Annotated in this window: 15 protein-coding genes and 3 pseudogenes; 4 read left to right on the top strand and 14 right to left on the bottom strand. The window is 56.8% G+C overall.

Translation table 11 applies throughout. The annotated features are described in order from the left end of the window. Positions 1-25: 25 nt before the first annotated feature. Complete coding sequence (locus RSAL33209_RS12510) at positions 26-1270, top strand: FAD-dependent monooxygenase (protein WP_080503829.1); 1245 nt, start codon at positions 26-28, stop codon at positions 1268-1270. Here RSAL33209_RS12510 and RSAL33209_RS12505 read toward each other — a convergent pair. Further along, on the bottom strand, positions 1218-2489 hold the full coding sequence (locus RSAL33209_RS12505; protein ID WP_041684790.1) for an MFS transporter: 1272 nt from the start codon (positions 2487-2489) through the stop codon (positions 1218-1220). The two genes, RSAL33209_RS12510 and RSAL33209_RS12505, sit on opposite strands and share 53 nt — an antisense overlap. Before the next feature lie 119 nt (positions 2490-2608). Here RSAL33209_RS12505 and RSAL33209_RS12500 point away from each other — a divergent pair, with 119 nt between their 5' ends. Both RSAL33209_RS12500 and RSAL33209_RS12495 read left to right on the top strand, forming a co-directional pair. Beyond that, positions 2609-3331, top strand: coding sequence for a DUF4352 domain-containing protein (locus RSAL33209_RS12500; RefSeq protein WP_145962090.1), 723 nt, complete (start codon positions 2609-2611; stop codon positions 3329-3331). A gap of 161 nt (positions 3332-3492) precedes the next feature. Further along, the gene (locus RSAL33209_RS12495) at positions 3493-5172 is read left to right on the top strand and encodes an MDR family MFS transporter (protein ID WP_049758990.1); all 1680 of its coding nucleotides are present in this window, start codon (positions 3493-3495) and stop codon (positions 5170-5172) included. Here RSAL33209_RS12495 and RSAL33209_RS12490 read toward each other — a convergent pair. The 5 genes and pseudogenes from RSAL33209_RS12490 to RSAL33209_RS12480 all read right to left on the bottom strand — a co-directional run bounded on the left by RSAL33209_RS12490 (position 5169) and on the right by RSAL33209_RS12480 (position 8696). Then, a complete protein-coding gene (locus tag RSAL33209_RS12490; protein ID WP_012246211.1) occupies positions 5169-6197 on the bottom strand; it encodes a Gfo/Idh/MocA family protein in 1029 nt (342 codons plus the stop codon). The two genes, RSAL33209_RS12495 and RSAL33209_RS12490, sit on opposite strands and share 4 nt — an antisense overlap. Continuing rightward, a pseudogene (locus tag RSAL33209_RS19340) lies at positions 6194-6637 on the bottom strand (alpha-hydroxy-acid oxidizing protein). The gene RSAL33209_RS12490 and the pseudogene RSAL33209_RS19340 overlap by 4 nt, the downstream one beginning before the upstream one ends. Then, complete coding sequence (locus RSAL33209_RS19335) at positions 6634-7107, bottom strand: alpha-hydroxy-acid oxidizing protein (RefSeq protein ID WP_267896027.1); 474 nt, start codon at positions 7105-7107, stop codon at positions 6634-6636. The pseudogene RSAL33209_RS19340 and the gene RSAL33209_RS19335 overlap by 4 nt, the downstream one beginning before the upstream one ends. Positions 7108-7135: 28 nt before the next feature. Then, positions 7136-7354 (bottom strand): annotated as a pseudogene (locus RSAL33209_RS20080) (alpha-hydroxy-acid oxidizing protein); the annotation flags it as partial. Between the two features lie 115 nt (positions 7355-7469). Further along, positions 7470-8696: a PucR family transcriptional regulator gene (locus RSAL33209_RS12480; protein ID WP_411740975.1), complete on the bottom strand. Its 1227-nt coding sequence runs from the start codon at positions 8694-8696 to the stop codon at positions 7470-7472. 177 nt (positions 8697-8873) lie between these two features. Between RSAL33209_RS12480 and ald the strand changes: the two genes are divergently transcribed. Then, positions 8874-9986, top strand: coding sequence for an alanine dehydrogenase (gene ald / locus RSAL33209_RS12475; protein WP_012246206.1), 1113 nt, complete (start codon positions 8874-8876; stop codon positions 9984-9986). On the opposite strand, the gene RSAL33209_RS12470 is transcribed toward ald, so the two are convergent. The 8 genes and pseudogenes from RSAL33209_RS12470 to RSAL33209_RS12440 form a co-directional block, all read right to left on the bottom strand. Further along, positions 9983-10510, bottom strand: a complete 528-nt coding sequence (locus tag RSAL33209_RS12470; protein WP_012246205.1) for a TetR/AcrR family transcriptional regulator — start codon at positions 10508-10510, stop codon at positions 9983-9985. The two genes, ald and RSAL33209_RS12470, sit on opposite strands and share 4 nt — an antisense overlap. A gap of 63 nt (positions 10511-10573) precedes the next feature. Further along, positions 10574-11839 (bottom strand): annotated as a pseudogene (locus RSAL33209_RS17190) (IS3 family transposase). A 208-nt stretch (positions 11840-12047) separates the two neighbouring features. Continuing rightward, on the bottom strand, positions 12048-12944 hold the full coding sequence (locus RSAL33209_RS12455; RefSeq protein ID WP_012246204.1) for an endonuclease/exonuclease/phosphatase family protein: 897 nt from the start codon (positions 12942-12944) through the stop codon (positions 12048-12050). A gap of 2 nt (positions 12945-12946) precedes the next feature. After that, positions 12947-13123, bottom strand: coding sequence for a hypothetical protein (locus RSAL33209_RS17630; RefSeq protein WP_155116087.1), 177 nt, complete (start codon positions 13121-13123; stop codon positions 12947-12949). A 100-nt stretch (positions 13124-13223) separates the two neighbouring features. Further along, entirely contained in the window at positions 13224-13712 is a 489-nt protein-coding gene (locus RSAL33209_RS19330; RefSeq protein ID WP_012246202.1) for a cation:proton antiporter domain-containing protein, read from the bottom strand. After that, positions 13709-14362 (bottom strand): cation:proton antiporter domain-containing protein, encoded by a 654-nt coding sequence (locus RSAL33209_RS19325; RefSeq protein ID WP_267895901.1) that lies wholly within the window; start codon positions 14360-14362, stop codon positions 13709-13711. Before RSAL33209_RS19325 ends, RSAL33209_RS19330 begins: the two co-directional genes overlap by 4 nt. Positions 14363-14364: 2 nt before the next feature. Beyond that, on the bottom strand, positions 14365-14760 hold the full coding sequence (locus RSAL33209_RS12445) for a hypothetical protein (protein ID WP_012246200.1): 396 nt from the start codon (positions 14758-14760) through the stop codon (positions 14365-14367). Between the two features lie 7 nt (positions 14761-14767). Next, positions 14768-15736: an aldo/keto reductase gene (locus tag RSAL33209_RS12440; protein WP_012246199.1), complete on the bottom strand. Its 969-nt coding sequence runs from the start codon at positions 15734-15736 to the stop codon at positions 14768-14770. Between the last annotated feature and the right edge of the window lie 134 nt (positions 15737-15870).

Below are 15870 nucleotides of genomic sequence, written 5' to 3'. Positions count from 1 at the left end.
CACAAATACTTTTTTGGAGGATGACATGGACATTTTGATCTCCGGCGCTAGCGTAGCTGGCCCGACTCTCGCCTGGTGGTTGCGTCACTCCGGCTTCAATCCCACAGTTGTGGAACGCAATCCCGGAGGCCTTCGGCAAGGCGGGCAACCAATCGACGTACGAGGCCCGGCGCTAGAGGTCATGGCGCGGATGGGTTTGCGCTCGGCCCTTTACGAACATCGGACGGCCATGCGAGGCATGACAATGGTCGACGCCGATGGCAACGAGATCATGAGCAGTTCCGAACACACTCTCACTGGCGGCGAAAGCGATAGCCCGGACGTCGAGATTCTGCGTGACGAACTCGCCCAATTGATATTCGACGCCTCGGCTGACATCGAGTACATCTTTGGCGATTCAATCAGTGCGCTTGCTGAACACGAAAAAGGCGTCACGGTTAGCTTCGAAAGCGGCCTGATTCGGGAGTTCGACCTGGTTATTGGCGCAGACGGATTGCATTCACGGACCCGTTCGCTAACCTTTGGCCCGGGGGCTGAGTTCTTCACCCCACTGCACACCCACTTGGGCATCTTTTCGACGCCAAATGTGCTCAATTTGGATCATTGGCAGGTCATCCAGCAGCTTTTTGACCCGGCCGATCCAGAGGCTGGCACCATGGGAATCTTTTACAGCGCGCGCGGCAATAGCGCGGTCCGCGCGATGCTTGGCTTTGGTGGGCAACTTCCAGATGATTTTGATTACCGAAATACTGATCAGCAGAAATCGCTAGTCCGGGCCGCCTTCAGCAAGCTCGGTTGGGTCATTCCAGAAATACTTGATGCGATGGAAGAAGCTTCCGACTTCTATTTCGACTCCGTCGGTCAGATTCATCTGGACCGTTGGCACCGCGGGCGAATCGCTTTAGTTGGCGACGCCGCTTATTGCCCCTCACCGCTCTCTGGACAAGGCACCTCAGTGGCACTCGTGGGCGCATTCGTACTAGCCGGCGAGCTAGCCAAACATAACGCTCATCAGGACGCGTTTGTTGCCTATGAATCTGAGTTGCGTGAATGGGTGAGCAAGAACCAAGCCTTGATCCTGACCAATGCCGATAAATATGCGTCTTCGGCAGATAGCAAGGAAAATGCGGCTAAATTGGCGGCAGCAAACGCCGCTTTCGACGCCGCGGTCAACGGTTACCAGCTCAAGGATTACGCGCAGGGGCAGCCCAGCCTGGTCAGCGCACGCTCTGAATTTTCAGGACGAAAAACGCACCAAGCAAGCCAATGACGGCAGCGATCACATAAAGACTCACGTAGCCGCCCAGCATTTTGACGAAAACGAAAGCGGTTGGCGCGGTGAGAACCTGCGGCAATGAATTAGCCACGTTGATCACACCTAAGTCCTTGCCGCGGCTCACGGCGGCAGGCAGCACCTGCGTCAACAAGGCGAGATCAACAGCGAGAAAGGTGCCGTTGCCAACACCCAATATGGCTGCGCCAAGCAACGCGCCGGGCCAGCTGGGGAAGAATGCCAAGGTCAAAGCGGCCATCGCAATGATTGCTGCCGATGCCAGCACGAAAGGCTTACGCCTGCCGATCCGGTCAGTCCAGACCCCGCCAATTCCAGCCGTGATCATCGTCAATACGGCGTAAATTCCGGTAAGAATCAACACACCAAATTCCGGCTCGGAGTACCCGACCTTATCGCGCAAGAAAAACAGCAAGTACACAATGCAGATTTGGACGCCAAACTGAACCAAGAAACGAGTTAGCCAGGCCCAGCCAAAATCTGGATACTTTCGCGGGCTGATCCAGAATCCCCGGAAGAACTCAACTAGCGATAGTGGACCGCGCTCAGCTTTGCCCAACTGTTCGTCGTTACTTCGCAAAAGATAAAGTACGACGCCGGCCAGCAGCGCTGCAGCACAAAGCCAGTATCCGAGGGCGAAGTTCTTGGCTGCCGCGGCACCTATTCCGGCGCCCAGCAAGATGCCAATCACCGTGCCCATTGAGGCCACACCGCCAACCACGCCGCGTTGCGATACCGGAACTCGATCCGGGATCGCGGCGGTGATGGCCGCTAACATCCCGTTACAACCCAATTGCGCTAAGCACCACAGCGCCGCCATTACGGCAACGCTTGGGGCTACTGAAAGTCCCAGTAACGCGATAGTGCCGGTGATTGCGCCAGCCAAAACCCAGGGCACACGCCTGCCAAATTGGGAGGTCGTTCGGTCAGAGAAGGAACCAAAAAGTGGGTTGGCTACTAAAGACACAGCAGCTCCACAGCCGGTAACCAGAGCCAAGATTGCCTCTTTGTCCCTCTCATCGAAGGAGATCGCTTGATTACCCAGAAGTACCTGAATCGGACCAAAAAACGCCGCGTTTATGCCAACGTTGACCAGCACTACCGAGCTAATCCAGAGCGGCTTGACCTTAACAACCGGCTCCGCCAATGCCGCTGACAGCGGCGGCGGAGCCGACGCTCCAGCTTGTTCTGTCGCCATCGACTGCCTCCCAAAGTTTGCTATTGCCGGGTAATCTGGAATTAGCCTACCCTCCGGAATATTTGAACTAGCTACCGCAACCGGGCGGCACATCTGAATGCAATGCCGAAGGAGTGAACTTGTCATTACGCCGCGCCGCCGCATTGCCGGCCCTGATGCTGGTTTCACTCGTGTTGATTGCCACTGGTTGTTCACCAGCGAACGGGCCAAGCAGTCTCAGTGGACCGTCGTCGAGCGCTAATGCGCAAGGTTCACCAAGCGCCCAAAGCTCTCCCTCGAGTAAAAATCGGCAGGGCACTGACAACACTCCGGTCACACCAAATAGTGACTTCACTTTGCCGGAGGCCATCCGGCCGGGCGTCTACGACTCGCAAGGCAGCTTAGAGAAACAGATCGGCGAACTGGCCGGCGTAACAGTTACCGACGACAAGCAACAACGGCTTGTCGATTTTTCGGTCGCTTCAATCACCGTCGATTACAAGTGCCAAACGGACACTGACATCAAACCTAGCAATGGTCATTTCATTGCAGTAGAGCTCTGGGTCCAGACCAGGGCAGCGCTCGCTAGCTCCCAAGAACCCTTCTTTGGCGTTAGTCCTAAAGAATTCGATCTGATTGGCCCAGACGGCAAAACGGTAACTAGCACTTTGGACACCAGGGCTGGGCATGCCTGCTTAGATAATGGCTTGGGCTTGCCGGCCAGGATCGCCTCTGGGCAGAAGATCCGCGGCTTAGTGGTGCTAGATTCGCCCATCGCTTCTGGATCGCTTATGTTGTCCCAACGCACCACTAAGGGTCCAGGATGGATCTGGGATCTGCCGCCGGTGCAAGCTGCGCGTTAGGCGCAGCTCTGCTTCGATCCCGCACAATGCGGCGAAGATCACCCACTTATTAACGACAATTCCGCAGTCCGGGGATATTCTCGTTTCACGAAAGCAACTATTTTTTTGGATGCATGGGGCATCCCTGAGCTCAGACTACGGAGCACGACGTGTCACACACGATGACATCAAATAACCAGAATAGACGGCTTCCAGAACCCGGCCAGGCATACAGTCACCGCCAGATCATGACCATTTTGGTCGGTCTGCTGTTGGGTATGTTCCTCGCCGCACTGGACCAGACCATTGTTTCCATTTCCATCTACACCATTTCCAATGACCTCAATGGTCTCTCGCTCCAAGCCTGGGCCACCACGGCTTACTTGATTACCTCCACGGTAAGCAAGCCGCTGTACGGAAAGCTTTCCGACATCTTCGGTCGTCGGCCGCTCTACGTCATCGCAATTTCAATCTTCTTAGCCGGGTCAATTTACGCCGGCTTTGTCCACTCCATTGGTGAGCTTGCTGTGGCTCGTGGCATCCAGGGCCTTGGCGCTGGTGGCTTGATGTCCCTTGGCCTGGCCATCATCGGCGACATTGTTCCGCTGAAAGACCGCGGCAAATACCAGGGCTACTTCATGTCCGTATTTGGTATCTCCTCAGTTCTGGGCCCAGTAGTTGGCGGATTCTTTGCCGGTTCTTCGCAGATCTTATGGCTGGAAGGCTGGCGTTGGGTCTTTCTGATCAACGTCCCGATCGCCCTTGCGGCGCTCGTGGTGGTTTGGATGTTCCTCCATCTGCCAAAGAAGGAAGGCGCACGCCAAAAGGTCGATTATTGGGGGGCTGCCAGCATTACCTTGGCCTTGGTACCTCTGCTTATCGTGGCTGAACAAGGCCGTGAATGGGGCTGGAGTTCAGGCGGATCGTTCCTTTGCTATGGCCTAGGCGTCCTTGGCATCATCGCCTTTATCCTGGCTGAACGAATGGCTGGAGATTCGGCACTGATCCCGTTGCGGTTCTTTAAGATCCCAGCTTTCGGTGTTTCAGCGCTTTTGAACTTCATCATCGGCATTGGCATGTTCGGTGCTATCGCGATGCTGCCAATGTACTTGCAGCTTGTTGCTGGCCTCACGCCGACTGAAGCTGGTTTGTTGATGATCACCTTTACCGTCGGTATTTTGGTGGGTTCAATCACCAGCGGTCAAGTCATCTCCAGGACTGGCACTTATCGAGTGTTCCCGATCCTTGGCACCTTGATTCTTGGCGCATCTGCTTTGGCAATGGGCCTGCTGCTGGGCGTCGACACCTCGCTGCTCGTACCGGGCGGCATCGCGATTGCTTTCGGCCTGGGCCTGGGCTTCTGCATGCAGCCGCTCACTCTGTCGATGCAATTCGCTGTACCGCCGAAAGACATGGGCGTAGCTACTTCTACGGCAACGTTCTTCCGCTCAATGGGTGGCACCGTGGGTACTGCAGTGTTCATCTCGATGCTCTTCGCCACGGCGCAAGACAAAATCGCCACGCTCCTAGGCGATGCCATGAAGAACCCTACTTATGCCGCGATGTTCAAAGATCCTGCAATTGTGAAAAACCCAGACAACAAAGGGTTCTTGGACTTCATTCAGAACGCGCAGAACGGTGGTGCCAGCAATTTGAACGACACCTCCTGGCTGCGCAGCGCTAATAAAGCCCTCACCGAACCGATTCGCAACGGCTTCGCCCAGTCCATCGACTTGGTGATGCTCAGCGCGGCCGTTTTGGTTGGCGTAGCCTTCCTGGTCACCTTCTTCTTGCCCAAGAAGAAGATCACCGATCCAAAGGAAGCTTCAGCAGCTAAAGAAGAGGCAGTTGCCGCGCTCTAAAACGAGTTCTGAGTTCGGATCTGTTCAATAATCCGCAGGGCCGCTAACGCGTCGAGAGGATCGACCGGTGGCGGCCCTGACTCGTTAATCGACGCGGCTAGCAATTCATAAAATCGCGGATAATTCCCACGGACGGTCTCAATCGGTTGCGCCGTATCTCCTAAGCCCAAAAAACCCCCATTTTCCTGCGGATCAATCCCATACTGATCTTGCCCCGGACCAACGCCCGCCTGAATTTGAGCCTCCTGCAGGTCGCCGTGTTGCTTGAAATAGGCAGCCTGGCTGCCCAACAAACGCATCCGGGGCGCAATCCGTGCCGAGCTAAGGTTCATGGTCAAATGTGATCGAACACCGTTCTCATGCAACAGGGCCACAAAGGCATCGTCATCACTGTGCCCGTCAGCTCGGCGCGCGTTGAGCTCGCCGTACACCTTCTGTACCGGCCCAAAGAGCTGCAAGGCCTGGTCGATCAAATGCGTACCCAAGTCAAATAACACTCCGGTTCCCGGCCCACCTTGAGCCTTCCACGGCTTGCTGATTTGTGGAGCCCAACGTTCCATTGCCGATTCGAATCGGAACACCTCGCCCAGTGATCCGCTGCGCAACAAGCCCTGCAACGTTTGAATTTCACCGTCCCAGCGTCGATGTTGATACACAGTGAGCAATCCGCCCGCTCGTTCGGCGTGCTGGACGAGCTCCATTGCCTCAGCGCTGCTGGGAGCAAACGGTTTATCTACGACGACGGCCAGGCCCGCATCAAGTGCCGCGTGTGCGAGCGGCAGATGGGTATCTGGTGGGGTACCGATAACCACCAAATCGAGATCCGAAAACGGCAGCTGCTCAAAGGAGTCAACAATTGCGACTCCTGGATAAGACTGCTCTGCTTGGCTGCGCCGTTGCGGATTCCCAGTGACAATCGAAACTAGTTTGTAATCCGCATTGGCCGCGATGGCCGGGGCGTGGAAGACACTTCCAGCTAGGCCAAAGCCGACGACGGCGGCCCGGATTGCTGGCGAGCCGCTCATTTAGCGACTCGATGCAGCACGTCGCGAGTCAGCTCAGCAATGCTCGCGTAACCATCCACAGCCATCAGCAAATCGGCCTCGGCGAGGATGCTCCGAATAACATGCTCCACGCCAGCGGCACCGGACAGCGTTAGCCCGTACACATAAGGTCTACCGATTCCCACCGCCTTCGCGCCAAGCACCAGCGCCTTAACCACGTCGGTACCGGTACGCACACCTGAATCGAATAACACCGGAAAATCGGTGGCATCGACGACGTCGGGCAGACATTACAGCGCCGGTAAGCCGCCATTGGCCTGCCTGCCGCCGTGGTTAGAACACACGATGCCGTCAGCACCGAAATCTGCGGCTTGCCGGGCATCCTCGGCCGAGCAGATCCCCTTGATCAACAACGGTAAATCGGTCATCGCACGTATCGCGGAGATATCTCCCCAGCTCAGCGTTGGTTTGCCGAAGATCCCGGCCCAGGTGAGCTCAGCGGCATGTTCGGTGCCCCTGGTTGAGCGTTGACCAGTTGCTGAAACCGTGGGTCAGTTCGATAATTTTCTAGGCAAAGTCCACGGAGCATCGGCAAATACGCATTGGCTAGGTCCCTAGGACGCCAACCGTTTACCCAGGTATCAACGGTCACCACGATTCCAGTAAATCCGGCTAGCTCAGCCCGTTTGACTAAATTCTCGGTCAGCTCACGATCGTTCGGCGGGTACAGCTGGAAAAAGCAAGGGGTGCCGCCTTGAGCTTGCCGCACCTGTTCCAGCGGTGCAGCTGAAAGAGTCGAGGCAAACATCGGCACCCTGGTGATTGCCGCTGCCCTCGCGGTCTCTAGATCGCCGTCGGCACGGCAGACGCCGAGTACGCCAACTGGGCAAAGGAAAATTTGGGCTCGGGTAACGGTGGCCAAATAGTTCAATCGACAAATCCCGTTTTTCCGCGCCCCTCAGCATCCGCGGCATCAGGCCCCAGTTCGCGAAAGCCTCGGTATTCGCTCGCTGGGTTTGCTCATCGCCAGCGCCGCCAGCTACATACCCCAGTATCTCCGCGCCGAGTTCGCTGTGGGCCGCGGCTTCCAGCTCAACGCTCGAAATTGGCAAGGCGGGCTTTCTGCCCTGCGTGCCAGCAAGGTAGATCCCTAACTGGTAATCAGCAAAATTGGCCATGAAAATCCTCAATTCAGCAATCAGTGGATGCAGCGTCCGAAACTGCTTCAACCCTAATTGAGTAGGCAAGCGCCGTCGATAACCACAGCCCACAATCACCAGAGCTTGGCAGCGGTCACAATCTAGGCCGCCGCGCCCACCGTTCGGCTTTGATCGCGCCATGAAGTTCTAACCGCACCAAGCCGTTCAGCGGGTCAGCACCAAGCAAGCTTTTGATTCGCGCCAGTCGGTTATAAATCGAACTGCGATGTAAATGCAGCCGATCGGCCACGTCCTGGACAGAGCCGTTATTGTCATAGAGCAGTTCAAGTACCGGCATCAGCTCCGCGTTTCGATCGCTTTGATTGAGTTGACGGTAGTAAACCGAGCTCATTCGGCCCCAAGTACCGCTTGCCAGCAACTGATAGAAACCTACGGAATGACAATCAACCAGTTCTCCAAGACCCGGATCTACCGCACCAGCTTGAGCCGCAATTTTCGATTGCAGATACGATTTGGCGAGTAAGGAAAGATTCGAGAACGGCTCGCTAATGCCAAAAACCATTCTGGTCGAGGACCGCCCCAAGCGCTTGCCAAGTTCAAGCTGATACCGCACTAAAGCGGCCGCATGATTGGCACGCCCCACAGAGTCACGAAACAACATCACGGCGTGCGTGCCAGTTCCAGCAGCAAATAGAGCCGCGTCCAGACCAATGGTGGCTTGCAAAGCCGCACTCCGGTGCGTCAGAGTCGCTGCAATCAAATCATCTGAAGCTAATATCGAATCTTCAGAAACATCAACGGCGCAGATCAATTGCCAGGGGCCGCGATTATGTACTTCCTTCCAGCTAGAAATCCCGCCTAAGGCTGCCACATCACCGTTACAAGCGGCCAGGAATTCCTGTTCGCGACCTCGACGGTGCTCGGATTCAGCGGTATTGGAATCGAGCAGTAATGAGGCTAGAAGATCCAGTTGATTGCGCACGCCAGGAAGCTGCGCCAGGATTCCGGTTGCCGAGTCCTCCGTCTCGTCTTGTTGGACCCAAAGGTAACCAACTCGGTATCCGCGAACCAACAACGGCACACATACCCTGCCGAACATACCGAGTTGTTCGTTTGCCGGCAAGGCAACCGGGCGAACAGCGACGGCGATTCCACGCGAAAGCTGCCAAGCGCTGACGTCAGCGGGTACCTGTTTACTCAACAAAAAGTTGATTCGGACCTTATCTGCATGCGGTTGATTTGAGCTGTAAGCCAGGAGCAGACCGTCAACATTTTCCAACGACAAGCCGCGGCCCAAAGCCATGGCAACTTCCTCGACCAGGCCTTCGACATCGTGACTACGCAAACTGTGCTGAGGCATATCGACAGGATACGATACTTGACGCACTACAGCTCGACATATGTCGAACAACTTGACCGAAAAGTCAGCGCAATATCAAGGTTTCACTCGACTACAAGAAAAGATCATCTGTCCGCCAGCTCACATTCGGTCCTAAAGTTAAAGGGTTATAGATCGCACTCACAACGGAGTTTTACCATGATCATCGGTGTCCCCAAGGAAATCAAAAATAACGAATTCCGGGTGGCAATCGCTGCCTCCGGCGTGCACGAATTTATTAGTCATGGCCACACCGTTCTGATCGAACGTGGCGCAGGCGTTGGCTCATCCATCAGCGACGACGAGTATGCAGTTGCCGGAGCCCAGCTGGTTGAATCCGCTGATGATCTCTGGACCCGCTCAGACATGGTCATGAAGGTCAAAGAACCCGTCGCTGCCGAGTACCACCGCTTCCGCGAAGGCCTTGTCCTCTTCACCTACTTGCACCTCGCAGCAGAACCAGAGTTGACTGCAGAATTGGTCAAGTCCGGCGTCACGGCGATCGCCTACGAAACTGTCCAGGAAGGCCGCGCACTGCCGCTGCTCGCTCCGATGTCCGAGGTCGCAGGTCGTCTTTCCGTACAGGTTGGCGCACAGTCGCTGACGGCGCCCGCTGGCGGTAAAGGTGTGCTGCTGGGCGGCGTGCCCGGAGTTCGTCCAGCCAAGGTTGTTGTACTCGGCGCTGGTGTTGCTGGCACCAATGCTGCCGCAATGGCGCTTGGCTTGGGTGCAGATGTCAGCATCTTGGACATCAATATCAATCGTCTGCGCGAGCTCGACGCGATTTACCAGGGCCGCCTGAAGACCATTGCTTCCAACACTTTGGAAATCGAGAAGTCGCTTCTCGACGCGGATCTGGTCATTGGCTCGGTCTTGATCCCCGGCGCAAAGGCACCAAAGCTGGTCACTAACGCACTTGTTGCACGGATGAAGCCGGGTTCAGTTCTGGTGGACATCGCCGTCGATCAGGGCGGTTGCTTTGAAGACAGCCACCCCACCACGCACGAAAACCCGACCTTCACGGTGCACAATTCGCTGTTCTACTGCGTAGCAAATATGCCTGGTGCGGTACCTAACACCTCGACGTACGCGCTGACTAACGTCACGCTGCGCTACGCCGTCGCGCTGGCAAACTTGGGCGCAAAAGCTGCCCTGGAAAGCAATGCAGCGCTTGCGGCAGGCCTCAACGTGGCTGGCGGCAAGGTGACCAACAGCTCGGTCGCCTTGGCGCATGGCCTAGAGCTATCCGAGAACTGGCACGCGCTGGTCTAGTTAGCCGGTCCAGCTAGTCGTTGGACCAAAAAACTCCATAATACGAATTGATGGTCGGCATTCATGCCGGCCTCTTTTCGTTGGTAGTTCAGTAGGTTGGGCTGCAAAGCGCTGAGCATTACTAGCGCCAACCCGGCTTCGTCGACGCCCACACCGCATTCGCGTAACAACATCGTCACGTGCATTCGATGGAAGGATGCTACTCGAGTATTAAAGCGATACCCACCGGCATCTGCGGCTCGTTGCAGTTCTCCATTGACGCCAAATCGATCAATCACGGCGCGCCCGTAAGCCAAAAGGCGTTCCTGCGCGGGTGCACCAGGGCCAAACGGTGGCGGCCCGAAGATCAAAGATCGTTGAAAGTCCTCTTCGGTATGACTCAACAACGAGTCAAGCAGGCCAGATCGGCTACCAAAACGGCGAAATATTGTGCCTTTCCCCGTGCAAGCCCGATGCGCTAGCTCGTCCATCGTGAGGCCTTCAATGCCATTTTCGGCGATGATCTGCGCCGCGATATTGAGCAATTTCTCTCGATTGCGCGCCGCATCGCCCCGCTCTGAATCGCTCCGGTGTGTCCGGAGGGTTTCTCAGACGATGAGCCTGTCGGCGGCTGCCGTGCTCTGGTAGTGATTGTAGTAGTGGTTTTCTAGCTCTACTGGTGGGATGTCTCCGCAGTACTGGTAGAGCCTTCGGTGGTTGTACCAATCGGCCCATTCAGCGGTGCCGATTTCGACTTCTTCTAGAGTCCGCCAGGGCTTGCCGGGTTTGATCAGCTCGGTCTTATAAAGCCCGTTGATGGTTTCCGCCAAGGCGTTGTCGTAACTATCACCCACAGAACCGATCGAGGGGCGGATACCGGCCTGGGCCAGGCGTTCGGTGAAGGCCAAGGAGGCGTATTGAGCCCCGGCATCGTGATGATGAATCACCCCGGAAATCTCAGCCCCGGCCCGTTCACGACTCCAGATTGCCTGATTAACTGCGTTGAGCACTAGCACGGTGTTCATAGAAGCACTCGCTGACCAGCCCAGGATCCTCCGAGAGTAAGCATCGATCACGAAGGCAACATAGACCCACCCGGACCAGGTCGAAACATAGGTGAAATCATCTACCCATAGCCGATCCGGTGCCGTTGGTGTGAAATCACGGCGGACCAAGTCCTTCGCTCGGGCTGCCTTCGAGTCTTTGATCGTGGTGCGTTTGACCTTGCCACGGACCGCACCCTGTATGCCAAGTAACCCCATGAGCCGTTCTACCGTGCACCTGGCCACCGGCACACCTTCACGGTTCATCGCCAACCAGACTTTCCTGGTGCCGTGCACCCCGTAATTAGCGGCATACACCTTCTGGATCACGGGCTTGAGCACCTCATCACGTTGTTCTCGGTGAGATCGTGTTTTATCCACCCATTCGTAGTACGTGGACGGGGTGGTCTTCACCCCGTCCCAGTAAGCACCTGGCAGATCGACTCGACACCCCACCGCAATCCATTATTCTCGCGGTGACCGGCATGGTCCTTGATGTATTTCACGATCAGTGTTATGGCGGTCGAGTTCGACCGCGAAAAAAGCTGAAGCACTCCGAAGGATCGCGTTCGCCCGTTTCAGCTCAGCGTTCTCACGCCGTAACCGTTTCAGCTCGGCCGATTCCGTGCTCGTTGTTCCAGTTCTAGTACCAACATCGATCTCGGCTTGCCGGACCCATTTACGCACCGTTTCCGGCACACCCACACCCAAAAGCTGGGCAACTTTTTGCATCGCCGCCCACTCCGAAGATGCACCCTCCATCTCCGCCACCATGCGCACCGTATGATCCTTCAACTCCTGCGGATACCGTGTCGTAGTTTTCCCTGCCATGTCCTGATCCTCTCAAACAAGAAAGTCTCCGGACACACCGGGGCGATTCAGCCGGAGCGGCCCCAAAATCGTCTTGAAAGTAGCTTATTTCGAGCCGCGTTTGTCCATTTACCTAGCAAATGTACAGTTGGCCTTCCATCACGGAGACTCGGTCGGTGATGGTGGGTAGCGAGTTGGAAGTGCAGATGGTTGCGGTTTCGCCGAGCCGTTAGCCCCGCACCAAGTAACTAGCCAGCACGCCTTTGTGATCCGTCGGCCACGGCGAATCAGTCAAAACGAAGGAGTCCTGCGACGTCTCATCTACGCGTTCATTGCGCACTATCGACCCCTTCGGGCCCACAACCTGCGTGTCAACAAGCCGCAGCCGGGAATCAGGATAATGGAAAACGTAGTCGATCCGGTCTCGCTCATCAGCCTCCGGTGCCCACGTGAGCTTGCTGACCGGCGCATTCGGGTTACTTGCAGGCCAGGTGAACCCCGGGTGTGAAACCGGATTCGGATGCTGCTTCCGATAAGCATCTACAAAGCCTGCCTCGCGTAAAGCTTGGGTTGATCCCCATTTGAGCACCACACCGTGGTGATCGAAGAGCTGTGCCGTGCGCCTAGTCCAATCCAAAGTTGACGGCTCATTGAAGTCGCCGCCCATAATCACAACCCGGCCACGCCGTCGTTCCTTCCGCGCGTCGGCGATAAAACCAGCGATTTCAGCCGGTCGTCCGGAGGCCTCATTGACGCGATTGACGGCAGCTGCGTCGGTAACCGCGCCGCCAGGAATCTTGTCCCAGCCGTACTCGGAAAACTCTCCCGACGGCACGCCAGCCCCGTAACCGCGCGGCAAGTAGGTGGCATACCAGCGGTACTCCAGGTGCGCAGCATAAGCAGCAACCTCAATCGATCCAACGGTCACCACAGCTTTGGTCATGAACGGGAACTGGGTGGCCTCGCTGATCGGGTAGGAAGACAGAATCGCAGTGTCCCCGGTGATTGTCTGATGGAATTCCACGCCCAGCGCGGTCAGCTTCGCCGCGATCTCCGGCGTCGTCTCCTTGGCCTCCGGAATGAAGACGAGCGACGCTCCGGATTCCTTGATCACGTTGGCAATCATGTCTACGCCACCGCGGCAACACCTTTGCCGCCGTACCAGGCGTTGAGCGCCAGAACCTTACCATCCTGCTGGCAGGGCTGCGACGCCGTGGCCGGCGCGGCGCCAGCCCAGGACAGCGCCCCCACCGCGGCAACGCCCGTAATACCGGCAATAACTTTTCGTCGTGAAACCTCGCCCATAACCGCCCCTTGTTCAGCACAAATGTTCAGCACGAATATTTGCCTCGGAGACTAGCACATGATGCTTGAAGATGAGAGTTACTGGACAAATAGAATCAATTTACTTCACCGGAGCAATGGCCTTCGTCGTGTGCGAACCCGCGAACGCCATGCCAGCAATCTTGACTATCGCGCCGAGAATCAGCGCACTAGCTTCGCCCGGCATGAGCAAATGCGACTGCGTGCCAATCGTGGCAGCGGCAACCGGGACTCCCAGCTGGGCAGCGGAAAGCGCGCCAAGCGGAAATGGTTGCCCCAGCGGTCGCATCGCCAGATGCGCAAGCAACGCGGCCACACCCAGCACCACGCCCAGCAGAATCATCGCCGGGTTTGTAGCCAGCTCACGCAGATTGAGCGAGGCACCAAGCCAGACAAAAAACAGTGGACCCAGAAAGCCTTCAGCCACCGCGAAAAGTTGTTTGGCCAGTCGCCTCGGCTCACCCACCGCGGAGACCACCAGGCCGAACGAAAATCCGGCCAACATAATCGAAACGTGGTTCAGCGTCGACAACGCAGCCAGCGCGAACAAGATAGCTAACTGGATTCTCAACTCCAGCGCGAAGCCGCGTCGCTCGGAAACTTCATGTAATTGCTGACGAAGCCCACGTCGTTCCACCTCACGGAGCAAGAAAAGAGTGCGACGGCGCAGGCGGCAATAGCCAGCGCGCCCAGCGCCGCTCTGCCAGCATTCGCGGGATCGATCGCCAGCGGCAGCGCAATAATCGCTGCCGTATCAGCAATAGCAACTTGCGCCGTCATCACTAAGACTTTTGGCCCGCTCAACCCCAAAGACTCAACAATCGGCAACACGAGCGCCGCCGCCGCCGAAGCGATCAGCACCACATAAAGCGGCGCGTGCGCGATGCCGAACAACAGCGCGACGCCGATGCCTAGCGCAGCCGCCAGCACCGCCGTCGCCAATACCCGCAACGCGCCCTGCCCTAGCGCCTCGCGGATTTTGGCGTCGCGCACCGGGACGTGCGTGCCGGCAACGAACATGATCAAGGCAAAGTCGACGTCGGCAAGAAAGGTGAAAGTGCTATCGCCAGCATCAACCCATTGGAAACCGGTCTGGCCGATCGCGATACCGGCTAAGAGCTCGCCAAGCACCACTGGCAGCCGCCACCGCGGCGGCACCGCAAGCAACGGTCCGAGTAGCCCCACGAGCACGACGAGTGAAAGCGTGGGGAAACTCAACATGGTCAATCAGTGCCCGTCGCGCTGGGCAGCGCTGCGATTTTTACCGGAATGTCAGTGTTCTCATCGGTCAGATAGCTTGCACAGACCCGATGATAGCCATCGGCGATCTGCGCGTACCGTCCAGCAGCCAGATCGCCGCGGACCAACAACACCGGCGAGAGCTGCTTGCCCGCCTCGATCTTGTGCAGATCGGAGGCAACGTGTGCGTTATCCCTAGCGAGCAATGTCAATCCGGAAGCGCGCAGGATGTCTTTAGCCTTCTGGAAAGTCACCGGAGCCGCCCGCAATTGCTTGACGACGTCGGCAACCTCGCCGTCGCCGGCTAGCAGCGACAGATAGTTCGCCGCTGCCAGGTAATCCTGTTCTTCTGGCTGCTTCAGCCACTTGACCTTAGGCATCTCGCGGCTACCAGGCGTACGCTTCAGGCGCCGGGCCGCCGGGTCCAGGGAAAATCTCGTCGAGCTTGGCTAAATCTGCCTTTTTGAAACGGATCTTCAGCGCATCCAGCGAGCCCTTGAGCTGATCCACCGTCCGCGGTCCGACGATTGGACCGGTTACGCCGTCCTGGGCCAGCCGCCAAGCTAGCCCAACGTTGGCCGGATGATGCCCTAGCTCTTTGCTGAATGCTTCAAAGGCTTTGATTTTGTCCCGGTTGGCGGCAAGTAGACCTTTCCGGTAATCATCGGTGCCGCGGACCGCCGTCTTACCTTTTTGCAGCACGCCACCCAGTAAGCCGCCAGCCAAGGGCGACCAAGGAATCACGCCCAGCCCATAACTTCGCGCCGCGGGCAGTACCTCAAGCTCAATATTTCGATTCATCAAGTTGTAAATTGACTGTTCGCTGACCAGCCCCAAGAAGTGCCGAGATTTGGCAGCTTCACTGGCCTGCGCAATATGCCAGCCGGCAAAGTTGGAAGAGCCAATGTAAAGCACTTTGCCTTGTTGGACCAGCACATCCATCGCCTGCCAGATCTCGTCCCATGGGGTGTCTCGCTGCACGTGGTGAAATTGGTAAAGGTCAATGTAATCGGTTTGCAGCCGCTTGAGCGAAGCCTCAACTTGCCGACGAATATGTTTCGCAGACAGGCCTTCTGAGTTAGGTCCTTCGCCCATTGAGCCATAGACCTTGGTCGCCAGAACCACATCTTCACGTTTACCGGAGGCTGCGAACCAGTTGCCAATGATGCTCTCCGTGCTGCCCTTTTTGTCCCAGCCGTAGACATTCGCGGTGTCAAAAAAGTTGCTTCCGGCGTCGAGGGCACTTGCCATGATTTGGTGGCTGTCTTCTTCGCTCGTAACGGGGCCAAAGTTCATGGTGCCCAGGACAAGACGTGAGACTTTGAGGCCGCTACGGCCAAGGTGGGTGTATTCCATGATTTTTCCGATTCTTGAAAGTGAATGGCCGGTTGAGCGGTTGGTCTAGACCGACTCAACTCCGCAGGCAGGAGCCTGTCAAGACCCGCCGCGCCCGAAGCATTCGCTACTCTCTGAGCGAAATTATGACCAAA

The sequence above is a fragment of the Renibacterium salmoninarum ATCC 33209 genome (assembly GCF_000018885.1).
In the GTDB taxonomy this organism is placed as follows: domain Bacteria; phylum Actinomycetota; class Actinomycetes; order Actinomycetales; family Micrococcaceae; genus Renibacterium; species Renibacterium salmoninarum.
Note: the sequence above shows the minus strand (reverse complement) of the source record. Positions and strands in the feature narration are given on the sequence as shown.